General features: G+C 66.1%; 25 protein-coding genes. 3 read left to right on the top strand and 22 right to left on the bottom strand.

All coding sequences use genetic code 11. The features are described 5' to 3' along the window. Positions 1-189 precede the first annotated feature (189 nt). The 20 genes from ABIC63_RS02720 to ABIC63_RS02625 all read right to left on the bottom strand — a co-directional run bounded on the left by ABIC63_RS02720 (position 190) and on the right by ABIC63_RS02625 (position 15,182). A complete protein-coding gene (locus ABIC63_RS02720) occupies positions 190-1,302 on the bottom strand; it encodes a phage Gp37/Gp68 family protein (RefSeq protein ID WP_354318610.1) in 1,113 nt (370 codons plus the stop codon). Next, positions 1,299-3,848: a DNA methyltransferase gene (locus ABIC63_RS02715; RefSeq protein ID WP_354318609.1), complete on the bottom strand. Its 2,550-nt coding sequence runs from the start codon at positions 3,846-3,848 to the stop codon at positions 1,299-1,301. Before ABIC63_RS02715 ends, ABIC63_RS02720 begins: the two co-directional genes overlap by 4 nt. Continuing rightward, positions 3,845-5,812, bottom strand: a complete 1,968-nt coding sequence (locus ABIC63_RS02710; protein ID WP_354318608.1) for a DNA cytosine methyltransferase — start codon at positions 5,810-5,812, stop codon at positions 3,845-3,847. The genes ABIC63_RS02715 and ABIC63_RS02710 overlap by 4 nt, the downstream gene beginning before the upstream one ends. Before the next feature lie 45 nt (positions 5,813-5,857). Further along, positions 5,858-6,238: a hypothetical protein gene (locus ABIC63_RS02705; protein WP_354318607.1), complete on the bottom strand. Its 381-nt coding sequence runs from the start codon at positions 6,236-6,238 to the stop codon at positions 5,858-5,860. Further along, a complete protein-coding gene (locus ABIC63_RS02700; protein ID WP_354318606.1) occupies positions 6,235-6,711 on the bottom strand; it encodes a hypothetical protein in 477 nt (158 codons plus the stop codon). The genes ABIC63_RS02705 and ABIC63_RS02700 overlap by 4 nt, the downstream gene beginning before the upstream one ends. Further along, a complete protein-coding gene (locus ABIC63_RS02695; protein WP_354318605.1) occupies positions 6,708-7,127 on the bottom strand; it encodes a phage protein NinX family protein in 420 nt (139 codons plus the stop codon). Before ABIC63_RS02695 ends, ABIC63_RS02700 begins: the two co-directional genes overlap by 4 nt. Positions 7,128-7,155: 28 nt before the next feature. Further along, a complete protein-coding gene (locus tag ABIC63_RS02690; protein WP_354318604.1) occupies positions 7,156-8,868 on the bottom strand; it encodes a DEAD/DEAH box helicase in 1,713 nt (570 codons plus the stop codon). Between the two features lie 29 nt (positions 8,869-8,897). Further along, complete coding sequence (locus ABIC63_RS02685; protein ID WP_354318603.1) at positions 8,898-9,290, bottom strand: hypothetical protein; 393 nt, start codon at positions 9,288-9,290, stop codon at positions 8,898-8,900. Next, a complete protein-coding gene (locus tag ABIC63_RS02680; RefSeq protein ID WP_354318602.1) occupies positions 9,287-9,637 on the bottom strand; it encodes a DUF4326 domain-containing protein in 351 nt (116 codons plus the stop codon). The genes ABIC63_RS02685 and ABIC63_RS02680 overlap by 4 nt, the downstream gene beginning before the upstream one ends. Then, positions 9,634-10,224, bottom strand: a complete 591-nt coding sequence (locus tag ABIC63_RS02675) for a hypothetical protein (protein ID WP_354318601.1) — start codon at positions 10,222-10,224, stop codon at positions 9,634-9,636. Before ABIC63_RS02675 ends, ABIC63_RS02680 begins: the two co-directional genes overlap by 4 nt. Then, positions 10,221-10,619: an ASCH domain-containing protein gene (locus tag ABIC63_RS02670; RefSeq protein WP_354318600.1), complete on the bottom strand. Its 399-nt coding sequence runs from the start codon at positions 10,617-10,619 to the stop codon at positions 10,221-10,223. The genes ABIC63_RS02675 and ABIC63_RS02670 overlap by 4 nt, the downstream gene beginning before the upstream one ends. After that, positions 10,616-11,221, bottom strand: a complete 606-nt coding sequence (locus ABIC63_RS02665) for a hypothetical protein (protein ID WP_354318599.1) — start codon at positions 11,219-11,221, stop codon at positions 10,616-10,618. The genes ABIC63_RS02670 and ABIC63_RS02665 overlap by 4 nt, the downstream gene beginning before the upstream one ends. Beyond that, entirely contained in the window at positions 11,214-11,894 is a 681-nt protein-coding gene (locus tag ABIC63_RS02660; protein ID WP_354318598.1) for a hypothetical protein, read from the bottom strand. The genes ABIC63_RS02665 and ABIC63_RS02660 overlap by 8 nt, the downstream gene beginning before the upstream one ends. Next, positions 11,891-12,520 (bottom strand): hypothetical protein, encoded by a 630-nt coding sequence (locus ABIC63_RS02655; protein ID WP_354318597.1) that lies wholly within the window; start codon positions 12,518-12,520, stop codon positions 11,891-11,893. Before ABIC63_RS02655 ends, ABIC63_RS02660 begins: the two co-directional genes overlap by 4 nt. Positions 12,521-12,531: 11 nt before the next feature. Then, positions 12,532-12,855, bottom strand: a complete 324-nt coding sequence (locus ABIC63_RS02650; protein WP_354318596.1) for a hypothetical protein — start codon at positions 12,853-12,855, stop codon at positions 12,532-12,534. A 308-nt stretch (positions 12,856-13,163) separates the two neighbouring features. Continuing rightward, on the bottom strand, positions 13,164-14,060 hold the full coding sequence (locus ABIC63_RS02645) for a recombination-associated protein RdgC (protein WP_502935835.1): 897 nt from the start codon (positions 14,058-14,060) through the stop codon (positions 13,164-13,166). Between the two features lie 30 nt (positions 14,061-14,090). After that, entirely contained in the window at positions 14,091-14,444 is a 354-nt protein-coding gene (locus tag ABIC63_RS02640; RefSeq protein ID WP_354318595.1) for a hypothetical protein, read from the bottom strand. Further along, positions 14,441-14,614 (bottom strand): hypothetical protein, encoded by a 174-nt coding sequence (locus ABIC63_RS02635; protein ID WP_354318594.1) that lies wholly within the window; start codon positions 14,612-14,614, stop codon positions 14,441-14,443. Before ABIC63_RS02635 ends, ABIC63_RS02640 begins: the two co-directional genes overlap by 4 nt. Next, positions 14,599-14,817 (bottom strand): hypothetical protein, encoded by a 219-nt coding sequence (locus ABIC63_RS02630; protein ID WP_354318593.1) that lies wholly within the window; start codon positions 14,815-14,817, stop codon positions 14,599-14,601. Before ABIC63_RS02630 ends, ABIC63_RS02635 begins: the two co-directional genes overlap by 16 nt. Beyond that, positions 14,814-15,182, bottom strand: a complete 369-nt coding sequence (locus ABIC63_RS02625; protein WP_354318592.1) for a DUF7673 family protein — start codon at positions 15,180-15,182, stop codon at positions 14,814-14,816. The genes ABIC63_RS02630 and ABIC63_RS02625 overlap by 4 nt, the downstream gene beginning before the upstream one ends. Positions 15,183-16,567: 1,385 nt before the next feature. Here ABIC63_RS02625 and ABIC63_RS02620 point away from each other — a divergent pair. Beyond that, positions 16,568-16,816 carry a hypothetical protein gene (locus ABIC63_RS02620; protein WP_354318591.1) on the top strand — a complete coding sequence of 83 codons (249 nt, stop codon included), beginning with the start codon at positions 16,568-16,570 and terminating at the stop codon, positions 16,814-16,816. A gap of 374 nt (positions 16,817-17,190) precedes the next feature. Here ABIC63_RS02620 and ABIC63_RS02615 read toward each other — a convergent pair whose 3' ends face one another. Continuing rightward, positions 17,191-17,895, bottom strand: coding sequence for a LexA family transcriptional regulator (locus ABIC63_RS02615; protein WP_354318590.1), 705 nt, complete (start codon positions 17,893-17,895; stop codon positions 17,191-17,193). Positions 17,896-17,967: 72 nt separating this feature from the next. On the opposite strand from ABIC63_RS02615, the gene ABIC63_RS02610 reads away from it, so the two are divergent. After that, entirely contained in the window at positions 17,968-18,246 is a 279-nt protein-coding gene (locus ABIC63_RS02610) for a hypothetical protein (RefSeq protein WP_354318589.1), read from the top strand. Between the two features lie 116 nt (positions 18,247-18,362). Here ABIC63_RS02610 and ABIC63_RS02605 read toward each other — a convergent pair whose 3' ends face one another. Further along, positions 18,363-18,677 (bottom strand): hypothetical protein, encoded by a 315-nt coding sequence (locus ABIC63_RS02605; protein WP_354318588.1) that lies wholly within the window; start codon positions 18,675-18,677, stop codon positions 18,363-18,365. An 82-nt stretch (positions 18,678-18,759) separates the two neighbouring features. Here ABIC63_RS02605 and ABIC63_RS02600 point away from each other — a divergent pair, with 82 nt between their 5' ends. Continuing rightward, a complete protein-coding gene (locus ABIC63_RS02600) occupies positions 18,760-19,173 on the top strand; it encodes a hypothetical protein (protein WP_354318587.1) in 414 nt (137 codons plus the stop codon).

The following is a 19,173-nucleotide window of genomic DNA, read 5'->3' as shown; positions in this document are numbered from 1 at the left end:
CTCGGATCCAAAGAAAGTGCGGGGGCATGCCCGCGGATTGGTAGGCGCCCCACAGGGTCTGGCCGGCCGGGCAGCGCGCGTCCGCTCCCTGCGAGGCGCCGGCGGCGCAGCATGTGGCGCAGGTGAAGTGGTGCCGCTGGTAGGCGCTGTCCGCTGCGTCCCAGGTGGGCGGCCTGGCGGCGTCGTTCATCACGACGGGAAGCCGTCATGCGTGCGGCCGTCCAGCAGGCGGCCGGCGGCCTTCTTCCCTACGCGTTGTACAAAGACATCCTCTCCGGCATCGGCGGTGCAGTTCTCGGTCATGCGCGTATCCCGGCCGTGCTCGCCAAGCCGGATCACATCGGGCCACCGAGTGCATTGGGGGTCCAGCGTTTGGAAATCCTGCCCTGCTCCGCAGATCGCAGCCCGCGGCGACCATTCACCCCATTGCTTGAATAGGAACGGCACGCCCACCTCGGCGCACTGGTCGCGCAGGCTGCGAGCCCAGGCTGGGTGCATGGGGCGCGCGCCTGGGCCGCTCTCGCCGCCGACGATCACCCAGTCGATGCCGGGCGTCCAAACATCAAAGGCGCCGCTTCGGGCTGGGTCGATGTAGAGCGGCAGTTGGACCGGTCCCAGCAGCGGCTCCATCGACAGGAACCGCTTCGCTGCGGGCGCGTCCAGCAGCTTCGGGATGTCGCGGCCGGCCTCTTTCTGGTCGCACACCGTGATGCCCAGCCAGACGTTGGCCGGCGGCTTGCGGTTGCTCCACCAGTCCACGCACCAGGCACGCAGGTCTTCGTTGCCCCGCTGGTTCGCCACCATCGCAGCAGTCGCGATGCGGCCGAGGTTGCCGATGCGTTTCGTCAGCAGCAGCCAGTCAAGCGCCGGAGTGGTGCGGACGAGGTCCAGCAGGTCCACCAGCCAGTCGATGGGCACCTCGTTGTCCAGCCAGTCCGCCAAGCTGGCGCAGAACACGCGGCGCCGTGCGTCGCGCACGCCAGCGGACTTGCATGCCGGGCAGCCGCGCGTGGGCATCTGGTCATCCGGGTGCGGCACGCTGATGCACTGGCGCGTCTCGCCACGCCAGCGGCAGGATTGACAGCACGAGAAAGGCGTCTCGTTCCAGACCACCGGATGGCGCCAGTTGGCCGGCACCGTGCGCACGCGCGGCGCACCAGCGCCCCACTTACCGACCCTTGCACCGGCGCGCTTGCTCCAGCCCTCGGCGTAGCAGTGATCGCACGCTGGCGACACCTTGGCGCAGCCGGTCCACGGATTGAACGTGCTGTCGCACCACTCGATGTTGCTGCTGGCGCTCATGCTGCTTCCCTTTCCAGGTCAAAGAGCGAGGGGGTCGAGCGCTCGCGCACCGCGGCCTCGCAGTAGGAGACCCCGTCTGCGAAGTAGCCTGGGCTCAGCTCGCAGCCGCGGCCGCGCCGGCCCAGCTTCACCGCGATATAGGGCACGGTCATCAGGCCGCCGAAGGGGTCGTAGACCTCCTCGTCCTCCATTGAGTACTGCGTGATGGCGCGCTCGGCAATGTCGAACTGCATCGGGCAAAGGTGTTGCTCGCGGCCGGCTGCCGACTGGGCGCCGTTCAGCGTGCGCATGCGAGTGATGTCGGTCCAAACGTCCGGGTGCCAGCTCTGCGGCTGCAACAGCATGAAGGTAGTAGGGAGCATCCCGCGGCCGGCCAGGCCCTCGCCGATGCGCACATCGTGTTCCCAGTCGTAGACCTGCTCCAGAGAGTGCTGGCGGAACAGCTTGAACACGTCGGCATGCGTCAGCCCTTCCAGCTCTTCGGGCGTGAGAAAGCGGTTGCCGCTGCTGCGCGCAAAGCCGTGGGCGTCGAATTGCCAGCGCGGCCGTGAGTACTTTGCCTTGTCCTTCACCACCGGCACGTCCGCGTAGCCGCGGCTGGCGTCCGTTGGCGCCTTGCGGAAGATCAGCAGGTACTCGCAGAGGCCGAAGCCCATGCGGCTACCGTCCTTGCACTGCTCGCTGTAGCCGAGGCGATAGGTCTGGTTGTTCTCCCGCACCACGTCCGTCACGATGGTCTTGCGGCCGACGAAGTGGAAGCCGTGCCGGCGGAAGCAGGCAATGGTGTCGACGTCGAAGGGGTACTCGGTCTGGAAGCCGACTCCTTCGACCATGCCGCTGGGCACGATGCGGTTCTTCACATGGATGGCGGCCACGCGGCCTGGCTTCAGCACGCGCAGCAGCTCCGGCACCAGGAAGTCCATCTGCTCGAAGAAGTGCTCGTTCCCGTCGGTGTGTCCGAAGTCTGCGAAGTTCGGCGAGTACTCGTACTGGGTGCTGAAGGGGATGCTGGTCAGCACCAAGCCGACGCTGTCGCTGGGCATCGACCGCGTCTCCTTGACGCAGTCGTTGTGCACCAGCGTGTACTCGCCGCCCTTGGCCCGGACCTCGACACGCTCCACGCCCATGGCCCGCGAGAGGGTCTTGATCATGGCCGCGTGCGACAGGCCGAACTCCTTGATGATCTCCGTCATGCGTTGCACCTGTTCTTTGTGTTGTGCCCACTTCCGTTCGAGCGTGCGGCGCACCTCGCGCTCGGCCTCGGTGTAGATGAGGTCGACGCGAACCTGGCGCGTCTGCAGGAAGCGCTGCAGGCGGTGGATGGATTGGATGAAGTCGGCGAACTTAAAGCCGATGCCGAGGTAGATCGCCCAGGCGCAGTGCCGCTGCAGGTTGCAGCCGCTGCCCAGCAGCACCGGCTTGCTGCTCAGCTCCTGCAGCTGGCCGTCACTGAAGGCGACCACCAGCGGCTCGCGTGCGGTCTCCGGGTCTTGGGTGCCATAGACGCTCGCCACGCCCGGTATGGCGCGCTCGATCGCGCGGCGCTCGTCCTCGAGGTCGTGCCAGATCACGCGGTGCGCGCCCGGATCCTCGGCGCGCAGCTCCAGCATCTTGGCCACGCGCGCGTCCAGGCTCTCGCGCTTCTCGCGCGCGGCGTCCACCACGCCGATCGCCTGGCGGGCGAACATCTGGCCCTGGCCATTGAGGTCAGCACCGGCGGCGGCATGGTCGGCCGGGATCTCGTGCCAGCGGATGTCGAGCGGCGGCAGCTCGTAGCCCTCGTCGCTGTAGCCCAGGTCGGAGGGCTTCTGCACGAACAGGGCCCAGCTGGCCACCCACATCCAGAAGTCCTGCTCCCGCGCCGGGCTCAGCGTCAGGTGGTCCGCTTTCTCGCTGTTGCGCTTGAAGAAGCGGGTCTTGGCCTGTCCCACGTCCATGACGCCCCAAAAGGCGCTGTAGGCCAGCAACTCCACGAACTCATTCGGGCTCGGCGTAGCCGTGGCCACGAAGCGATAGGCCACGCCGGCACCCTTGATGCGGTTGCCCATGTCGCGCCGGTCGTCGCCGGCAAACATGGCCATGAACTCGCGGAAGGTCTTGCTGCCGCCAAAGCCGCGCAGGCACGCCGCCTCATCCAGGCTGGCCACGCCGAAGAGCAGCGGGTCGAGCTTGCGGTCGCGCACCGTCTCGTAGTTGGTGAGGTAGATGCCCTCGGGGTCGTCGGCCTCTTCGATGCGTCGGATGAACTTCACGGCGATGCCCAGGCGGGCCGCGTCGCGCATGAACTCCTGCCGCACGCCGAGCGGGATCACGATCAACGCCATGCCGCCGACGCGCTGGCGGACCAGGCGCACGATCTCCAGCTGCACGAAGGTCTTGCCGAGGCCGAAGGCCATGAACAGCGCGGCGCAGCCCAAGCGGATGGCCCAGATCACGGCCGCCACCTGGTGCGGCTTGAGCAGCGGGTGGATCTCGGCCGGGTCGACGTTGAATCCCTTCGGCTGTGCGATCGTGACCTTGGCGCGGAGGAAGTCGTCGTAGTTCATGCTGCGAGCCTTTCGCGATCGTGGTCGCAGTAGTTCGCCGCCACGAGCAGGCGCATTGGGAGTGGGCTCACGCTGTTTCCCGCCATACGCACCTGTGCCGTCTTGGTCAACGGCTTTCCGCTGGCCGTCCGGTCGATGACGTAGGAGGGCGGGAAGTCCTGCGCGTTGTACAGCTCGCGTGGCACCAGCATGCGCAGCGTGATGTCCACGATCACCCAGGGCTCGCCCTGCAGCCACACGGTGACCAGCGCGAGCCTGTCGTGCGTGGTGATCGTGGTCATGGGGTCGCGCAGGTCAGCCCATTGGCCGCCGCTGGCGTGGTAGCGCATGAGGAATGCTGCGCAGCGCAGCGCGCCGGCCTCGTGCTCCTTGCTCAACGCGTACTGCACCAGGGCGTGATGCTCGGCGCCGGCGGTGACCGTTGACACGGGCTCATCCACTGCACGGCCGTTACAGTTCCGGCGCAGGGTGACCATGTGCGCTGCCGTGAGCTGCTGTTGACTGCCCGAGGTGGTGACCGTGGAGACGCCTTCGCGCAGGTCGCGGCCGTGGCTCGTGTTGAAACCGCCGTTCGCCTGGACCATGAACGCTGCGGCGAGGCTCTGGCCGCCTCCACTGGCCGTCACGGTGCCGAGGGGGCCGGTCACGTCGTTGACGCCATGGCTCCAACGCTTCCCGCCCTGGCTGCCCTCGCCGTGGCCCGCCTGCACGACGTAGGCAGAGGCGACGGCGAACTTCTGCCCGCCCGCAGTGATGGTGCCAAGCGGCTTCGTCGGATCGAGCGAGCGCGGCTCCTGCCCGGGGCGTTCTCCATAGCCCATCTGCACCAGGTGCGCGGCCGTCAGGGCGATCTCGCCGCGGCGCGCGGCCGTGACGGTGGGCAGGGGCTCGCGCGGATCGTGGTTGCGATGACCGCCCTGATGGGTGAGCGGCAGCAGGTGCGCTGCAGCCAGAGCCGTTTCTCCGCCCTTGGCCGTCGTGATCGTGCGCAACGGCTTGCCGATGTCAAAGGCGGTGTCCCGCGAATGCGTGACGGGCACGAGAGCAGGCGCAGCGCCGGCGACGATGTATGGATTGGGCGTGTCGAGCACGTACTTGCGCATGCCGTGCGCGATGCGCCGCATCGTGGCCTCCGCAAGCGGCTTCTTGCGCCCGAAGATGCTCGTGCCCGCAATGCTCCAGTCGAGGCAGTCGGCGGCGGGTCGGTGGGCCTGCAGGCCGGCGCGGGGCCGCTTGGCGTGCGTCTGTGCGGGCCAGACGATGGGCAGGCCATCGCAGCGCGCGACCATGTAGAGCCGCGTCCGGGTGCTGTGCGCGCCCAGATCCGCATTGCAGATCACCCGCCATTCCACCTTGTAGCCCAGCGCTCTCAGTGCCGCGACGAAGTGGTCCCAGTTCTTGCCCTTGCGCTTCGGGTCGGGGATCAGGAACTGATTGCTACGCGCGACCCGTTCGCCTGGCTCGGCAACGCGGTGCACGAGCTTGCTGCTTACGGGATCGCGGACACGCTCCAGCGTAAGCACGCGCCCGGTCGCGGGGTCGCGCTTCGCGATCAGCGGCGACCACAGCAGCATCTGCTCGACGTTCTCCAGCGTGATGACGTCGGGCCGCGTCTTGCCAGCCCAGCGCAGCACCTGCCACGCCAGCGAGCGGATCTCGGACTTGCGCGGCTGCCCGCCGAGCGCCTGGGAATGGTGAGTGCAGTCGGGCGAGGCGTGCAGCAGGCCCACGGCCTGGCCGCGCGTCACGGCCAGCGGGTCGACCTCGCGGATGTCTGCGCGGTAATGGCGCGTCTGCGGGTGGTTGAGCTCGTGCATGCCGATCGCTTCGGCGTCGTGGTTGATCGCCACGTCCACATGGCGGCCAATGGCCTGCTCGATGCCGGTGCTGGCGCCGCCGCCACCGGCGAACAGGTCGATCACAAGCTTTGCCGACAGCGCAAGGACGAACTGGGGTGTGAGCATTCGGGCTCCAGAAAGAAGAAAGCCCGCTGGCGCGGGCTTGGGTTGTCAGGTGGGGGAGGGAGCGCCTTCAGGTCGCTCTCGGAACACGATGCGTGGCTTCTGGCCAGGCGCGTGCTCGACCTCGACGTCGAATGCGGGAGCCGGCGGCTGCGGGTCCCACTTCGGCATCTCGACGTACAGGCCGGCCAGCTTGAGGAGCGGGATCACGGCGCGGCCCGCATCGGTCAGCTGGATTAGGGCGCCTTCCTTGAACTGCTCATCGGACTTGACGCGCTCCACCAGGCCTTTGCGCTCCAGCGCCTGGAAGGTGGTCAGCAGCCGGTAGCTGGCGCCGTACTGATCGATCTCGCACATGCACTGGATCTGCCGGTGGCTGATCGTGAGCGCGAAGGCGGTGCTGGTGACGTAGTCGCGGAAGTTGCTCATGGGTCCTCAGAACGAAAAACGCCCGGAGGTGCGGGCGTTGTTGGGGATGCTGGCGCGGCGGCCGGCTGTCTACCTGGCGGCGAGGGAACCTTGCGTGCTTCAACGAAGCGGCGCAGCGGCTCCCTTGGAGCGAGAAGGTGCACGCCGATCTCGTGAGGTGGGTCGACGCGGGCGGTGAACGCCGAGACGTAGAAGCCATCAGGCAGTTCCATCACATGCTCCGTGGCGAGGCGCAGCGCGTAGTGCGGCGAGATGAGGAGGCCCGGGCCCAGGATGCGATGCTTGACCCCGCGGGGCGGCGCGAGCGATACGGCTGTGTTGGCCTGGATGGCCTGTACCTCAAACTCGGTCAGGCGAAGGCAAACGCTCCAGTGCCCGCGTCGGATCAGCCCTGCTTCGTAGTCGTCCGCCAGGCCCGGGCGCAGTAAGTTCTCGGGGTGCCACTGGAGGCCTGTCCGGCGGTACTGCTTCATCTGGAATTTCCGTCCGCACGGATCGTGGAGCCGAAGGCCTTGGCCACTCTGGCGCGCATGCCGGCGATCAACATGGTGGCGCCCGCGTAGCCGCTCCCGCAGAATGAGACGCACATTGCGCTGGCCTCCAGTGAACCTTCACTTCCTGCTTCCCAGCCCCCCTCATGGTTGGGAATGATCTCTAGGCGCTCGCGCTCCATGATGGGTTGGCCCTGGGCAGGGTCTGTGCTGGGCGACCACTGCGGGACGTGGGTTCCACCCAGGTATCCGAGCAGCTTTCGCTCCTTGCTGATCACCCAGCAGCCTGGAGACCATTTGCTGTTGCCGGCGTTGTAGACGCCATGGCCTTCAGCGCGGGCGACCCAGTAGTCCAGCTCTTGGCCGATCAGGTCGGCGACCTTCTTCTCTGTGCTCATGATGGTGTCTGTCAGCCGGCGGGGCTTTTCACTCAATCGGGACGACGGCTGCGTCTTCTGCCTCGATAGTCGGCAACCCTCGCTTGGCGAGAAACTGACGCGCGAGCCGCCGCAGGTGGTTCTCGCCCGTCTGGATCCGCTCGGCGAGCGCGGTGTCCGGGTTGCGCACGCTTTCGATCTGCTCGCGCTTCACGCCCAGCACCTCAGCCATGACCGGATCTGTGCCTGCGTCGGAGAGGAGGAAGTAGGCGAGGCACCCGGACTCGGCGCCGTCGCGATGGACCCGGCCCATGCACTGCTCATGCACGCCAGGGCTCCAGTCCATCTCGCCGAACACGACGGTTCGACAGAAGCCCTGCAGGCCGTCGACGCCGGCGCCGGAGCGCAGCGACATGATCAGCACCTTAGATTCGCCGCTGAGGAACGATGCCACCGCGGCGTCCTTCTGCAGAGCCGACTCGGTACCTGTGTAGAGCACCGGATTGAATGGGGCCAGCTTCTCGACCCAGATGTCGTAGACAGCCCGGTGCCAGCCGAACAACACTACGGGCTCGCCGCTGTCCAGCAGCAGGCGCACGAATTCGGCCACAAAGGGAGCCTTGGCAAGGCCGGTGGCTTGCCGCATCAGGTTGTCGAACTCGCCGGCGGCCTGCATCTTCTCGCCGCGGAACCGTTCGTTGTGTTGCAGTACGACGCGGGCCAGCGCTTCGGCGTCGGAGTTGAGGGCGTCGAGCTGAGCATGGTCCGCCTCGATCTCGTGCACGATCTTCTCCAGCGGCGGCAACTCACGGCCAACGTCGGCGCGCGTGCGGCGCAGCATCAGCCCCTCGCGTCGCAGGTATGCGCCGAACTCTTTGGCGTCTGCCAGCCGAGATTTGCCGCCGGGCGCGGCCGTGCACCACTCGCGCAGGAACTCCTCACGGTTGCCCAGGGCCTCCGGCACCAGCACGTCGATGACGTTGAAGAACTCCTCGCCGTAGTTGTAGATCGGCGTGGCAGTGAGGGCGAGGCGGTAGGTGGCCGCGGCGGCCACGTGCTGGGCGGCCTCGTAGATCAGCGTGCCGGGGCTGCGGAGCTGCTGCCCCTCGTCGTAGACCACGAGCGGTACCTTGCCGGCCAATTCCTCGGCCCAGCCGCGCAGTCGGTGGTAGCTCGTGATGATGACGTCCGGCGTATCCGAGTTCGGCACGAGCTCCATCTGCGCATTGCGGCGGCGCTTTGGCGCCATGTCGTAGACCGTGCCCTTCTTCAAGATGTGCGTGCGCAGGGACGGCATGAAGCGGTGGATCATCTTGGCCCACTGGCGCGGCAGGTGTGCGGGGCACACGACGAGCGCCGGCAGCATGCCCGGCGATGCCATGCAGGCGATCGCCGACACCGTCTTGCCGAGGCCCAGGTCATCGGCCAGGATCAGGCCGCGGCGTTGCTGCAGGAACTGCGGCACGAAGGCTTGGTACTCGCGGGGCGGCTCGGCCATCTCGATCTTGTCGGGCGGGATGTGGCCAGCGATGAGCTTGCCGATGCGCGCCTCCATGTCGATGTGCTGCTGTGCGAGCTTGGCCAGGACGTCGGGCCGATCGACGGTCATGGGGTAGCGCTCCAGGAACCATTGCAGCTCGCGGGAGTTCTCGGGCGTGGCCGAGATGGCGATCGAGTCTGCGGCGCGCTGGGGCATGCGTGGGAAGACACGTTTCAAGCGCGAGCGGACGAAGGGCTCGCCGACGATCTTCCACTGGCGCATGCCTGGGAGGTATTGGACGCTTCCGTAGGTCAAAACGATGCTCCCCGGAGGTGTACGGTATGGATGGACTTACCGGTGCGCTTTGAGCGGTATTCCGGCTGGGCCTTGCCCCAGTAGCGGGTGACGGCCAGGATCACGACGCTGACGTCATCCCGGTCGAGGTAGCGCGCGCACTGCTGAAGTGCGGGCGGCAGCGAGCCCTTGACCTTCGCCTCGATCACGATGCCGCTGTCGATGAGGAAGTCGAAGCGGTCCTGCGGGCCGGCGATGTGCTCGCGCACGAAGGGGACGCCCGCCCCAGTGAGCACCTGGGCCATTCCCTCATGAAGCTCGACCTCGTCAGCGAAGCGGTAGGCGAAGCGAGGCAACTCTTCAAGGACGCGGCGAAGGAGCAGAGGGTTCGCCTTGGCGCGGTTGCTCACGGACCGGCTCCGTCTGGCGGATTGGCCAGCTCGAGCAGGACGGCCGCGTGGCATGCGTCCTCGTAGGGGTTGTCCTTCGGGCACCAGCACGCGAGGTTCTTGCCGGCCAGTTCGTCGCGCGCCGCGGCCACCAGGTTGTCGTTGAGCGGGGCCAGCGAGCGGAACAGCACGAATGCATGGCGCTTGTCCGTGACCGGCGCGCCCTTCGTCGGGCCGAATGGGGCCGGCTGACCCGGCACGAACGGGTTGCCCCATTTCGTGGTCCGGTCGACCTTCACCGTGTTCTCCGGCATCCGCCATCCCTTGGCGCGGCTGAGTTGGACGCGTCGGGGCATTCCGTCGTTCATGGCAGTTCCCGCAGCGCCTGCTCGCGCGCTGCATTGATCTCCGCCATCTTGGAGGGGTCACCCCCGCGATCGGGATGGTGGATCAAGGCCAGTTGGCGAAAGGCCTCCTGCAGTTGGGCACGATTCTTCACGTCAGCGCCGAACACCTTTCGCCACGCCTCCGGTGCTGGCGCGGGCAGGGCCGCAAAGCCTGTGAAGGCCGCCTCGAGCATGTCGCCGGTGCCCCAGCGGGCAATACCTCGCAGCGCTTCAACCGTCTTCGCGATGGCCTGCATGTTGTGCTCGACCTTCTCCCACCTGTCGCACGCGAAGACGACTTGACGCTTCTTGTAAAGGAAGTAGACGGCGACGCCCGGATCCTCGGGCGCACGCTGGTTCGCCAGCGGCAGGCCATCGCGTCGCAATGCGATGTTCGTGCTCAGCACGATCGCCGGATCAGGGTAGCGGCCGGCCAGGCGCCCGATCTCCGCGACGATGTTGTCACGGGCTCGAGCGAAGGTCACATCGAACTTGGCGCGCTCGCGCTTCCATGAGACGGTGCGCGAGCGGCCCTCAGGCCAATGCAGCGGGAAGGCTTCTGTGCTCATGGCCTGTCCTCCGTAATGCCTGTTGGAAAGAAGCCCAGCGCCCCGCGCATTGGGATGGGCTCAGCGAACTGGATGGCATTGGCCATCCGAAAGCCGTGGGGGCCAAAGAACCACGGCGAGTCCGACACATCCACGCAGCCGGTGATCTCTGCCGCGCCGATGACGGCGCCGCGTACCAGGTCGCCCGGCTTCGGAAAATGGGGCAGGACGTGCTGAAGTGAGGGCGTGTCCTGCAGGAACGCGCGCACATTGGCGTATTCCGTGGAGGTCATGCCCTTGCCAGCATGGATCAGGATGCGCCCGCGCACCTGGGTGCGCCAAGTGCGGTTCTCGATGTCCTTCCATCCGGCCGCGATGAGCCAGGCCCAGGGCTGTCGGATGCTGAGTGCCTTCATGGTTGCGAGGCGTCCCTGGTTGAGGGGGTGTTCTCGTTCAGGTACTCGCGCCAGGGCACTTTGACGCCGTCGACGTCGAAGCCCCATGTACCTTGCTTGCGCCATGTCCAGAACATGGTCCAGACACCTCCCTCGGAGACCGTGCTGATGCGGTGGTACTGTCCGAAGAGCAGCCGGCCGGTGTACCCAGCCCGCCGATGGAAGAGCGCCCGCCTCGGCTCGTCGGGCGGTAGCACGAATCCATCGGCGCGCAGGAGCTCATCGCGCTGCATGCCGGAGGTTGGCCGCTCCTCCGTGTAGCAACCGTCCAACACGATGGTTCGCGCGTTCCATGGGTGATCGTGCAGATGTCGGTCAGTGTCCGGCCGCATGATGTGGTGGATGCGCACGCTTGGCAGCCAGGACCACCGCGCGGGGAGCGTTTCGCCGTCCGGCCCTCTGCCGTATGCGTTGAACAGCCACCAGCGGCCCATGTAGATGCTGCTGCCGTCCTGGCTGGTGATGTGGAAGTAGGGCGTTCGGTGCGCGCGCGTGATCAGCCATGCCGTCAGGGTGGGCCGCGTGACGATGAAGGCGACGAGGCGCCAGAGCAGATTACGCATGCCCGCTGCCTTTCATAGCTGTGGAGTCGACAAGGGCTTTGCGCTCGTCGTAGCGGGCGATGGCCCACACGATGGCGTAGCAGTTCCAGATGAAGCGATCGGTGTACCGGGTGAAGCGGTGGTCGAAGAAGTCCACGAAGCACCAGGACCGACCTCGATTGCGGTCGAGGTCAGGCTTCCACGAAAAGTCGTTGGCGGCCTGGAACGCCCCATGCTCACCGTGGTAACTCAGGGCGCGGAACACTTCATCGTCGACGGCCTGCCACAGCTCGCGGCGCTGCTCGCGCGTCAGGTCACCACTGCGTGCGGCATCGCGCACCCATCTCAGCCGGTATTCGTTGACGACCGCTATGAATCGGTCCTCGCTGAATTCCTCGGCGCCCCTCTCTGGCGTGGCTTCCAGCTTCTCGGACCAGTAGCTGGGATTGATGCCGCCGCGATCCGAGCGGAAGAACTGGAACATGTCTTCAAGGCGGTTGAAGACCCACGTTCCGCAGTCGCCGCCGATGTAGAGCCGGCCCGACCAGGTGATGACGTCGAACCAGTAGATGCTGCTGTCGGGCTGCTTGAAACAGAGGTGACGGTCCACGCCGTCATCGCGGAGCACTGTCATTTCGTGCCGGGCGACGTTCTGCAGAAACTGCTCGCGGATGAATGTGGCCTCACGGCTCATACCAGGGTCCCCTGTGCCGGGCGCTTCTCGCGGGGGCGCTTTTGGGTGGGCGCCTTCGGCGTAAGCTTGCGCTCGATGGAAAGGATGGTGCGGTCAGGTGCGCCAGCGAGGCGCGCGCGCCACGGCTCATTGAGGACCGGCTTGAAGTGCTGCAGCAGGTCTGCATGCGTGCGGGGACGCAGGTGCTGCAGCAGGTCGGGGTTGGTGACGAAGAGGCGGAACATCTCCGCAAACCACTCCGCGTCATTCGGGCAGTACGAAGTCAGGGGGGCCTCGCCGCTGCGTTTGCGCACCCCGATGCTGAAGTCGCCGAAGTAGCGGCCCTTGCGGGTGCTCCTGCTCCAGTCGGCGTGGTGGCCCAGCTCGTGCGCGATGACGCCGTAGGGGGTGCGGTCGACCGAGTGGCTAGGGAACGACCACTGCATGCCGGCATAGCCGATGGAGGCACATTTGTCCACGCAGATGTGGATCTCGACCGGGCGGTAGTAGGCGCAGGCGTCGAAGCTCCAGCCCTCGCGATTCGTGAGCGTGACCGGTGGCACCGGCAGATCGTTGGCGGCGCAGAACCCCTCCATCAGCTGGATGCCGCGCTTCAGCATGGATTGCTTACCTTCCCAATCAGCCATGAGCGTGCTCCTCAGAGGGGGTGATGGCCTGGCTGCAGCACCTCAGGTGCCGGGCCGCCGCTGACGGGAATGCAGCCGCTCTTCGAGCAGTGCACCACGGTCTCGCACGACGCACATGGCGTGCGATGGAGCGCGCGCGACGGGTTCAGGGTTCGGGTGGGCGCGATGTCGAGGAAGTCGACATGGCCAGGCTCCAGCTCCGTAGCTTGCGCGGCTGGGGCGGGCAATCGGAGTGCGCGCCTGCGCCCAAACAGCAAGCCGACACCTAAGCCTGCAATGAAGGCAAGGAGGATGGTGCTTCCGACGATGAGTGCCAAAAAGGTTTCGATGGTCATGAGTTGTTCCAAATGGCTGAGCTGAGCTAGTTGCGATATGCGGGAACGACGCTTAAATTAGGAGGAGTTGTTAACGTCACGCCATCCCCAGATGGACCTGTTCGATCAGGAGGTCTACGAGGTCGCTCTTCGCGCTTACCGAAGGCGCGTCCTTACGGACACGGGCTGCTACAGCATCTGGGTAGATGCCGAATCGCTTGCGCTTGCGCCCGAGATCCGCGCAGCCGCTGCCAAAGCGTTGGAGGATCTGGCCGAAGCGCGTCGTCCCGGGAGCGTGCACCGCTTGCTTCGGCGCGCATGACCTTTGCTCACGTTCCGCCTAACGCCTCCAGCAGCGCGGGCAGCAGCTGACCCAGCTCACCCGTCACGATGGCGGCATCGGTGTCGAAGCCCTCGTCCTTGGCCTGTGCATCGCTGGCAGCGCCATCGAACACGCCTTCCAGGAACTGCAGCTTGCGCAGCTGCATGCCCTCGGTCAGCTCGAACGACACGCGGTCTTCCCAGGTCATGGCCAGGCGCGTGGGCCGCTTGCCCTGGGCGATGTGCTGGCGCACCTCCTCGATGTCCAGGGGGTGTTTGCCGTAGCGCACCACGGCCTTGGAATCGTCCGTGGCCTTCAGCTCGCACTCGCGGTCGATGGAGAAGCCCGCCGGCGGCTCCTGCGTGGCCAGCCAGCCGGCCATGGCGCTGCCGGGCTCCACCTGCGTGTGGAAGGCCGACACGCCGAAACCGTCCAGCGCCTTCACCAGCGCCGTCACAACGCCGTCGGCGCGGGCCTGGTTGGAGGTATCCAGCGTCAGGCGCCGCGCGATCGGGTCGATCCACACCGCGATGCGCGCATGGCGGGTGAAGGCCATGGGCAGCAGCTCCTGGGTGATGTCTTCCTTGAGCTGTTTCTTCTCCTTCTTGCCGGGCTGGCGGCCGGTTTGCTGCTCGATCTGCGCGCAGCGCTCGTCCAGCTTGCGACGCACCACCGAGGCCGGCAGCGTCTTGCTCTCGACCATGTACTCGAGAAGCCACTGGCCGCCGACAGACTCCAGCAGCGGGCCCTCGGCCTGGCCACGCGGCTCGACCCAGCCGGCGGAGGATTCCTGCGTCGCGCCGCAGGGCACGAAGCGCTCCTTCTCCAACTGCTGCTGGGCGGCGTCGAAGTCGGGCGCCCAGGTGGGCTCGATGCGATAGGTCATGCAGTGCTTGAAGCGCATGTGGATCCTTCAGATGAGGGGCGCGGCCGCTCAGAGAGCGCCGCCTTCGGAGTCGTCGGCCGGCAGCCGCAGCACCTGGTGCCTCGGCGCGGCCGCGGTGCCAGCACGCGCCGACGTTTGGCCGGCGATCGCGAGCAGGTGAGAGGCCAGCCGACGGCAGAGCAGCGGCCAGGCGTGGTGGGGGATGTGGGTGGCGGCTCGGGCCGACCGCGTCTCAATGCCAAGGAGTGCCAGCGTCTCGCGGTCGATCTTGGCCAGGCCGATCAGCGCGTTGATCTGGCCGACGTTGAGAGTGGCGCCGCGCTCAACGGCCGCGGCAAATTCCTCTTCGGAAAGGTCGGCCAGTCTCAGCGGCACCACCGCGGAGGGAGGGTTCTGCGTCATCGTGGCGGCAGGCCCTTCGCATCGTTGGCGGCGGCGAGTTGAGCCTGCGCGATCGCGTCCTGCAGATCCTGTTGCACCAGGTCATCGGGCTCCGGCTCCATGCTGCTGGCCCAGCAGAACGCGGCGACGATGACGAGGGCCAGGGCCCAGTTCTTCATGCGGTCGAGCATTGGCGGATCCGGCGGAGGTTGATGCACATGGCGTGGGCCTCGGCCCCGGTGATCCACTGGGTGTGGCGCGCATCTGCGGGCACAGTGGGTCGCACGGCATGGCCGTGGAGCGGGGCGTTGGGCTTGGACTCGTGGACGGCTCCGCCGTCATCGACGCGGTACCAGGTGCCGGCATCCGGCTCGATCAGGTCTTCGGTGATCATTGGCGCAGCTCGATGGGTGCGATCGGCTCGAGGTAGGCCTTCTTGCAGCGGCCCTTCATGCGCCAGGCGTGGGCGAGGTGTTCGAAGCGCATGCCGAAGTCCTTCCGGCCGTAGAGTCGATTCAGCCAGTCGTGCACCTCCATCTTGGGCGTCGCATCGAAGCGCATCAGCTCAAGCGCCATCGTCAGGTGCTTGTCATCGAGGCAGCGCAACTCGGTGAGCTCGAATGGGAAGCGCGCCCCGTTGTAGAGCCCCAGCAGCAGCTTGGCCGCGACGCGGGCGCCGCCGTGACTGTGGTTGGCGGCCAGCTCGTAGAAGGTGCGCAGGGCCTGCAGGCCTGGTGGCAAGGCGTCGGGTTCGCTCATTGGCTTCTCCAGAAAGAACGAAGCCCGCGTGAGGCGGGCCGGAGGGGGAAAGAAAAGAGGCCCGGGCGTGCCGGGCCTAAAAGTCCACCGAGGTGGACCCCACGAGAAGAAGAAGCCGGTGCCCCAAGGGGCATGCCTGGGGAAGAGGAGGGAGGAAGGTCGGAGAAAGAACCTACCCAGGCCCGGCGAAAAGGAGATGGTGGCGGGCTGCTTTCGCTGCGTCCGATGCGCTTGCCTCGCCTCGGGCAGACCGAGGGTCAACGGGGCTCGTCCAGTGGGGCCAGGATCGTGTCCCGGCCGGCTACGGCCATGCGCCACCATCGTCGAAGCGGGCTGAGCATGCAGGCGCGCCCTGATGCCCCAATCTCAGCCCCAACGGGCGCTTCGATGATGGTCCCCGTCTTTCCGGGGTGTCAGTGCTGTTCTGCTCCGCGCCCACGCTCATCGGCGTGGTCATAACGCTCGGCCAGGGCATCACCCGCATTCGGGCATTTGCCGCACCTTCCCATGCAATTCGTCCCCGTCTCTCCGAGGTGTCACGCCATTGCCCATGCGGGGCTTTTCTGACCATGTGCAGGCGTTCACGCGGTCGTCTTGCCGCACCAGTGGCCGATTTGGGATGCACCTCCTCGGCAAAACCTCTGCTTTCGCAGGCATCGTTCCGACCTCGCGGTTTCGCCCGGATCCCACGGGCTCATCAGGGAACTAGGCCCGTCTTTCCGGGCTGTCATGACGGCTATCGACAGGGAGCGCGCCTACCGACTCAACCTCGGCCGCACCCGTTGTGAAGGGATGCTGGCGTCTTCCCGCGCAGAGCGACGGGCGCCATGGGCTTCGGTGCCTTCGATGTGCTGTATCGGCTTCACCATCACGACTGCAGGCTGACCCGGCTTACTCCATTGCTGGCTGTCGGGCGGACCTTCCGGCTGCCTGCAACCTGCATGCGTGATGGCCCTCTCTCGAGGGCATGCCGGCATTCCAACCGGCGTGACCGTTTCTGATCTTGGGCGTCTACCCCTCACCTGTTGGACCGTGTACCGCGCTTGGGCGGGCTGGAGACGGGCGGACCCCGCAGAACCACGCACCCATGCCGCATGGAACCTCTTGTGCCGGACAAAGCGCCCCAGGTGGCGCAGCAACATCGGCAGGCTGCTTTGTAAAGGTGCTGAGTAGGGCTGCTGCACGATGGAGGCTGGCCCATCGACACGCGGCCTTTTGGCCCCACCCCGCGTTTGCGTCCTATGCGCTTCGCGCTCGTGTCGCTAGGGCTCAGGTGGTGTGTCGATGGGTCAATATTAGGGATGCCTTACTTTTGTGTCAATAGGCATGCCTAATTAAAAGTTAAGTGGCGGCGTCGGCACTATGCGTGGCGCTACAGTGAGCACATGAGCAAGCCCACCCGGACCGCCAGCGAACTCAGTAAGCTTTTACAAGCGCGTTTCGCGGCCCTGCCGGGCATGGGCGGCACGGCGCTGGCCACGCAGCTGGTGCGGGTGGTCGGAATCGAGGGTGACGGCGAGGGTGGACCGACGTGGATGATGAGGTCGACCGTGCCGCCTAGTGCGTGGCGGCCGGATGTTGCTCGCGTGCTTAAGCAGCTGCAGTTGCAGTACGACCTAGACTGCGACGGTTGAGCTTCACCTGCTTGCAGGTGCAACAGGGGGGCTTAACAACGGGTTAAGGCACTGGGGGCTGTAGCGCATCGCGGCTGGGAATCGCGTCGGCTCGCAAGACGCTCCATTCCCAAAACACGCCTTCAGATCGAAGGATGGAAAGTCGCTGATAGCGGATCGCCACCAATCCGTGATCAACCGTTTCGACAGCCACACTCAGCCTCACAGGCTGGGTCTCGTCAGGCGCGGGCAATTGCCGCGCAGCAGCGGCAATCACCTCGGCAGGGAGGTACCAAAAGATGCCAGTTTCATTGCTCATGCTGTGTCCCGCGGCCTCAGGATTTTCCAACAAGCAGCCGGCGCAAGACAAAGGGCTGATGGTGGGTAGACCCCGTCTAAGTATGCATCTGAAGGGCGCCCCTCCGCGCCCGGCCACCTACCAGGTGCATTGAGGCGACCTCCGCAAGCGAGAGTGTCATTGGCTCGAAGCCATCGTTGATGGATCGCAGCTGGATCTCATCCTGTCGTTGCCAGCCGAACTCCTTCAGGAGCTTCCGCCCGTCGTGGCAGCGGACCACGACGTCGTCGCCGGGCTGGGCTTCATGCGAAGGCTCCACGACGACAAATTCCCCGTGCCGGTATCGCGGGTGCATGGAATCCCCGCGCACCCGGAGCGCATAGGCCTGCGGATCCGACGTCGGGTAGAGGATGAAGCCCTCACCGACACCAACGGGGTACTGGGTCTCCTCAAGGTAGCCGTCATGGCCACCCTTCACCTCGCCGACGAGCGGGACCGCGACACGAGAACGCAGGGTGGGCGCTTCTTCCACTTCGACTTGAGGCGCAGCGGCAAGGCGCGAGCTGGATGTTTGTTCGCCGGTCCGCATTGGACCCAAGCCTTCCCCCAACCACTTAGGGTTCACACCCAGAAAGGCTGCGGCATTCACGAGGTTCGTGCCCTCCACCGACTTCGTTTCCCCGCTTAGCCAGGCACTGACGGACGGCGGCTTGATGCCGCAGGCCTTGGCCAGCGCGGCCTGCGTGCGCTTGGGCGGTCCCTCAAGCGCAATCCTCATTCGCTCTGCCAAAGTGCTTTGCATTAGGCAATCCTAATAATAGGCATGTAAGGCATGCCTATTGACGCGGATGTAAGGGATGCCTAACATTTGGGCATGGATGACCTGTCCCTCATAGAAGCGCTTGGAGGCACCTTCGCGGTTGCCGCTCTCGCTGGCGTAAAGCCTCCTTCTGTCTCCGGATGGAAGGACTCCGCGCGCATACCTGACGACAAGCGGATCCGCCTTGCCCCGGTTGCCGAGGCGAGAGGAATCGTCAGTCGGAAGACTCTCTTCCCCCACGACTGGCACCTCATCTGGCCCGAGCTCGTGACACCGGAGACGCCGGCCCCCAGCGCCGCCGCGCTCTTGCCGAAGGAGGTTGCTCATGGATGACACCGGAGTGCAGCCGCTGATGGCGCAGTGCCATGCAGCGCTGGCGCGCGCGCAATCCGCGGACCTTGGTGTGCGGGCAGCCCTCGACGCGATGTGGTCACCAGATGTGGCCGCCGTCACCCCATGGATCGGGGTGGACCTGTCATCCAGTCCAGATGAGACTGCATTCTTTGCAGTGTGTCCTTGCCCCCGTCCAGAAGGATGCCGGGCTGCACTCCCATCTGGGCTGTCATCCGCTCCAGCATCGTCAGCACCTGATCCCGGTTCGGTGAGCACTGAACCACAGCCCGGAGCAGCAGCATGACGGACATCCGCTGCGCTGCGTTTTCTTCCACTTGGCTCTCCAGCGATTCGATGCGCTGCGAGAGCAAGCGAACGAGTTCCAGGTTGCTGTGTAGCGCCTCCGTGAGCGCCTTCACGTCTTTGTCCATGGCAGGGACCTTTTCCGGCTCGTTTGGGAACGCCCATTGTGGCGAGGTGCCCTTGGCCACTCTCGACCGAGAGGTGCCATAGATGCCCAACCATCTCAACAAGACAGAGACGTTGGCCGCTTCGCAAATCGCGGCCCTGCTTGAACAGTTCTCGCCGGCGCGGGCCAGGGCGATTTTGGCCAAGGTCAGCGCTGCCGCTGAGGATGATGCGCCCCCGCCGTTCGCGCGCAGCGTTGCCGGCCCGCTCGGCAAGCTGGACACCCCGCTGAAGACCTGGCTCGACGCTGGCACTGCGGATCTGTTCCGTCGCAAGGCCGCGATGCGCAAGCAGGACGCCTCCGCGGCGTTGCGCGACTGCGCCTATGCCTGGGTGCACCAGAAGACGTACACGGTCATGGCGGCTGAGAAGGCATTGCATGACGCCGATGCTATGGACGTGCTGGCGCACATGACAGGCCCATTCGAGGGCCGCGAATCCGGAGGCCCGGATCAATGA

It is taken from the genome of Pseudacidovorax sp. 1753 (assembly GCF_040544975.1).
GTDB lineage: Bacteria > Pseudomonadota > Gammaproteobacteria > Burkholderiales > Burkholderiaceae_C > Xenophilus.
The sequence above is the reverse complement of the archived record's forward strand: the minus strand, read 5'-3'. Positions and strand labels throughout refer to the sequence as shown.

Bases quoted from the DNA above. Each gene is read 5' to 3' on its own strand.
- ABIC63_RS02720 (WP_354318610.1), bottom strand. From the start codon at position 1,302: ATGAGCGCCAGCAGCAACATCGAGTGGTGCGACAGCACGTTCAATCCG.
- ABIC63_RS02715 (WP_354318609.1), bottom strand. From the start codon at position 3,848: ATGAACTACGACGACTTCCTCCGCGCCAAGGTCACGATCGCACAGCCG.
- ABIC63_RS02710 (WP_354318608.1), bottom strand. From the start codon at position 5,812: ATGCTCACACCCCAGTTCGTCCTTGCGCTGTCGGCAAAGCTTGTGATC.
- ABIC63_RS02705 (WP_354318607.1), bottom strand. From the start codon at position 6,238: ATGAGCAACTTCCGCGACTACGTCACCAGCACCGCCTTCGCGCTCACG.
- ABIC63_RS02700 (WP_354318606.1), bottom strand. From the start codon at position 6,711: ATGAAGCAGTACCGCCGGACAGGCCTCCAGTGGCACCCCGAGAACTTA.
- ABIC63_RS02695 (WP_354318605.1), bottom strand. From the start codon at position 7,127: ATGAGCACAGAGAAGAAGGTCGCCGACCTGATCGGCCAAGAGCTGGAC.
- ABIC63_RS02690 (WP_354318604.1), bottom strand. From the start codon at position 8,868: ATGCGCCAGTGGAAGATCGTCGGCGAGCCCTTCGTCCGCTCGCGCTTG.
- ABIC63_RS02680 (WP_354318602.1), bottom strand. From the start codon at position 9,637: ATGAACGACGGAATGCCCCGACGCGTCCAACTCAGCCGCGCCAAGGGA.
- ABIC63_RS02675 (WP_354318601.1), bottom strand. From the start codon at position 10,224: ATGAGCACAGAAGCCTTCCCGCTGCATTGGCCTGAGGGCCGCTCGCGC.
- ABIC63_RS02670 (WP_354318600.1), bottom strand. From the start codon at position 10,619: ATGAAGGCACTCAGCATCCGACAGCCCTGGGCCTGGCTCATCGCGGCC.
- ABIC63_RS02665 (WP_354318599.1), bottom strand. From the start codon at position 11,221: ATGCGTAATCTGCTCTGGCGCCTCGTCGCCTTCATCGTCACGCGGCCC.
- ABIC63_RS02660 (WP_354318598.1), bottom strand. From the start codon at position 11,894: ATGAGCCGTGAGGCCACATTCATCCGCGAGCAGTTTCTGCAGAACGTC.
- ABIC63_RS02655 (WP_354318597.1), bottom strand. From the start codon at position 12,520: ATGGCTGATTGGGAAGGTAAGCAATCCATGCTGAAGCGCGGCATCCAG.
- ABIC63_RS02650 (WP_354318596.1), bottom strand. From the start codon at position 12,855: ATGACCATCGAAACCTTTTTGGCACTCATCGTCGGAAGCACCATCCTC.
- ABIC63_RS02645 (WP_502935835.1), bottom strand. From the start codon at position 14,060: ATGCGCTTCAAGCACTGCATGACCTATCGCATCGAGCCCACCTGGGCG.
- ABIC63_RS02640 (WP_354318595.1), bottom strand. From the start codon at position 14,444: ATGACGCAGAACCCTCCCTCCGCGGTGGTGCCGCTGAGACTGGCCGAC.
- ABIC63_RS02635 (WP_354318594.1), bottom strand. From the start codon at position 14,614: ATGCTCGACCGCATGAAGAACTGGGCCCTGGCCCTCGTCATCGTCGCC.
- ABIC63_RS02630 (WP_354318593.1), bottom strand. From the start codon at position 14,817: ATGATCACCGAAGACCTGATCGAGCCGGATGCCGGCACCTGGTACCGC.
- ABIC63_RS02625 (WP_354318592.1), bottom strand. From the start codon at position 15,182: ATGAGCGAACCCGACGCCTTGCCACCAGGCCTGCAGGCCCTGCGCACC.
- ABIC63_RS02620 (WP_354318591.1), top strand. From the start codon at position 16,568: ATGAGCAAGCCCACCCGGACCGCCAGCGAACTCAGTAAGCTTTTACAA.
- ABIC63_RS02615 (WP_354318590.1), bottom strand. From the start codon at position 17,895: ATGCAAAGCACTTTGGCAGAGCGAATGAGGATTGCGCTTGAGGGACCG.
- ABIC63_RS02610 (WP_354318589.1), top strand. From the start codon at position 17,968: ATGGATGACCTGTCCCTCATAGAAGCGCTTGGAGGCACCTTCGCGGTT.
- ABIC63_RS02605 (WP_354318588.1), bottom strand. From the start codon at position 18,677: ATGGACAAAGACGTGAAGGCGCTCACGGAGGCGCTACACAGCAACCTG.
- ABIC63_RS02600 (WP_354318587.1), top strand. From the start codon at position 18,760: ATGCCCAACCATCTCAACAAGACAGAGACGTTGGCCGCTTCGCAAATC.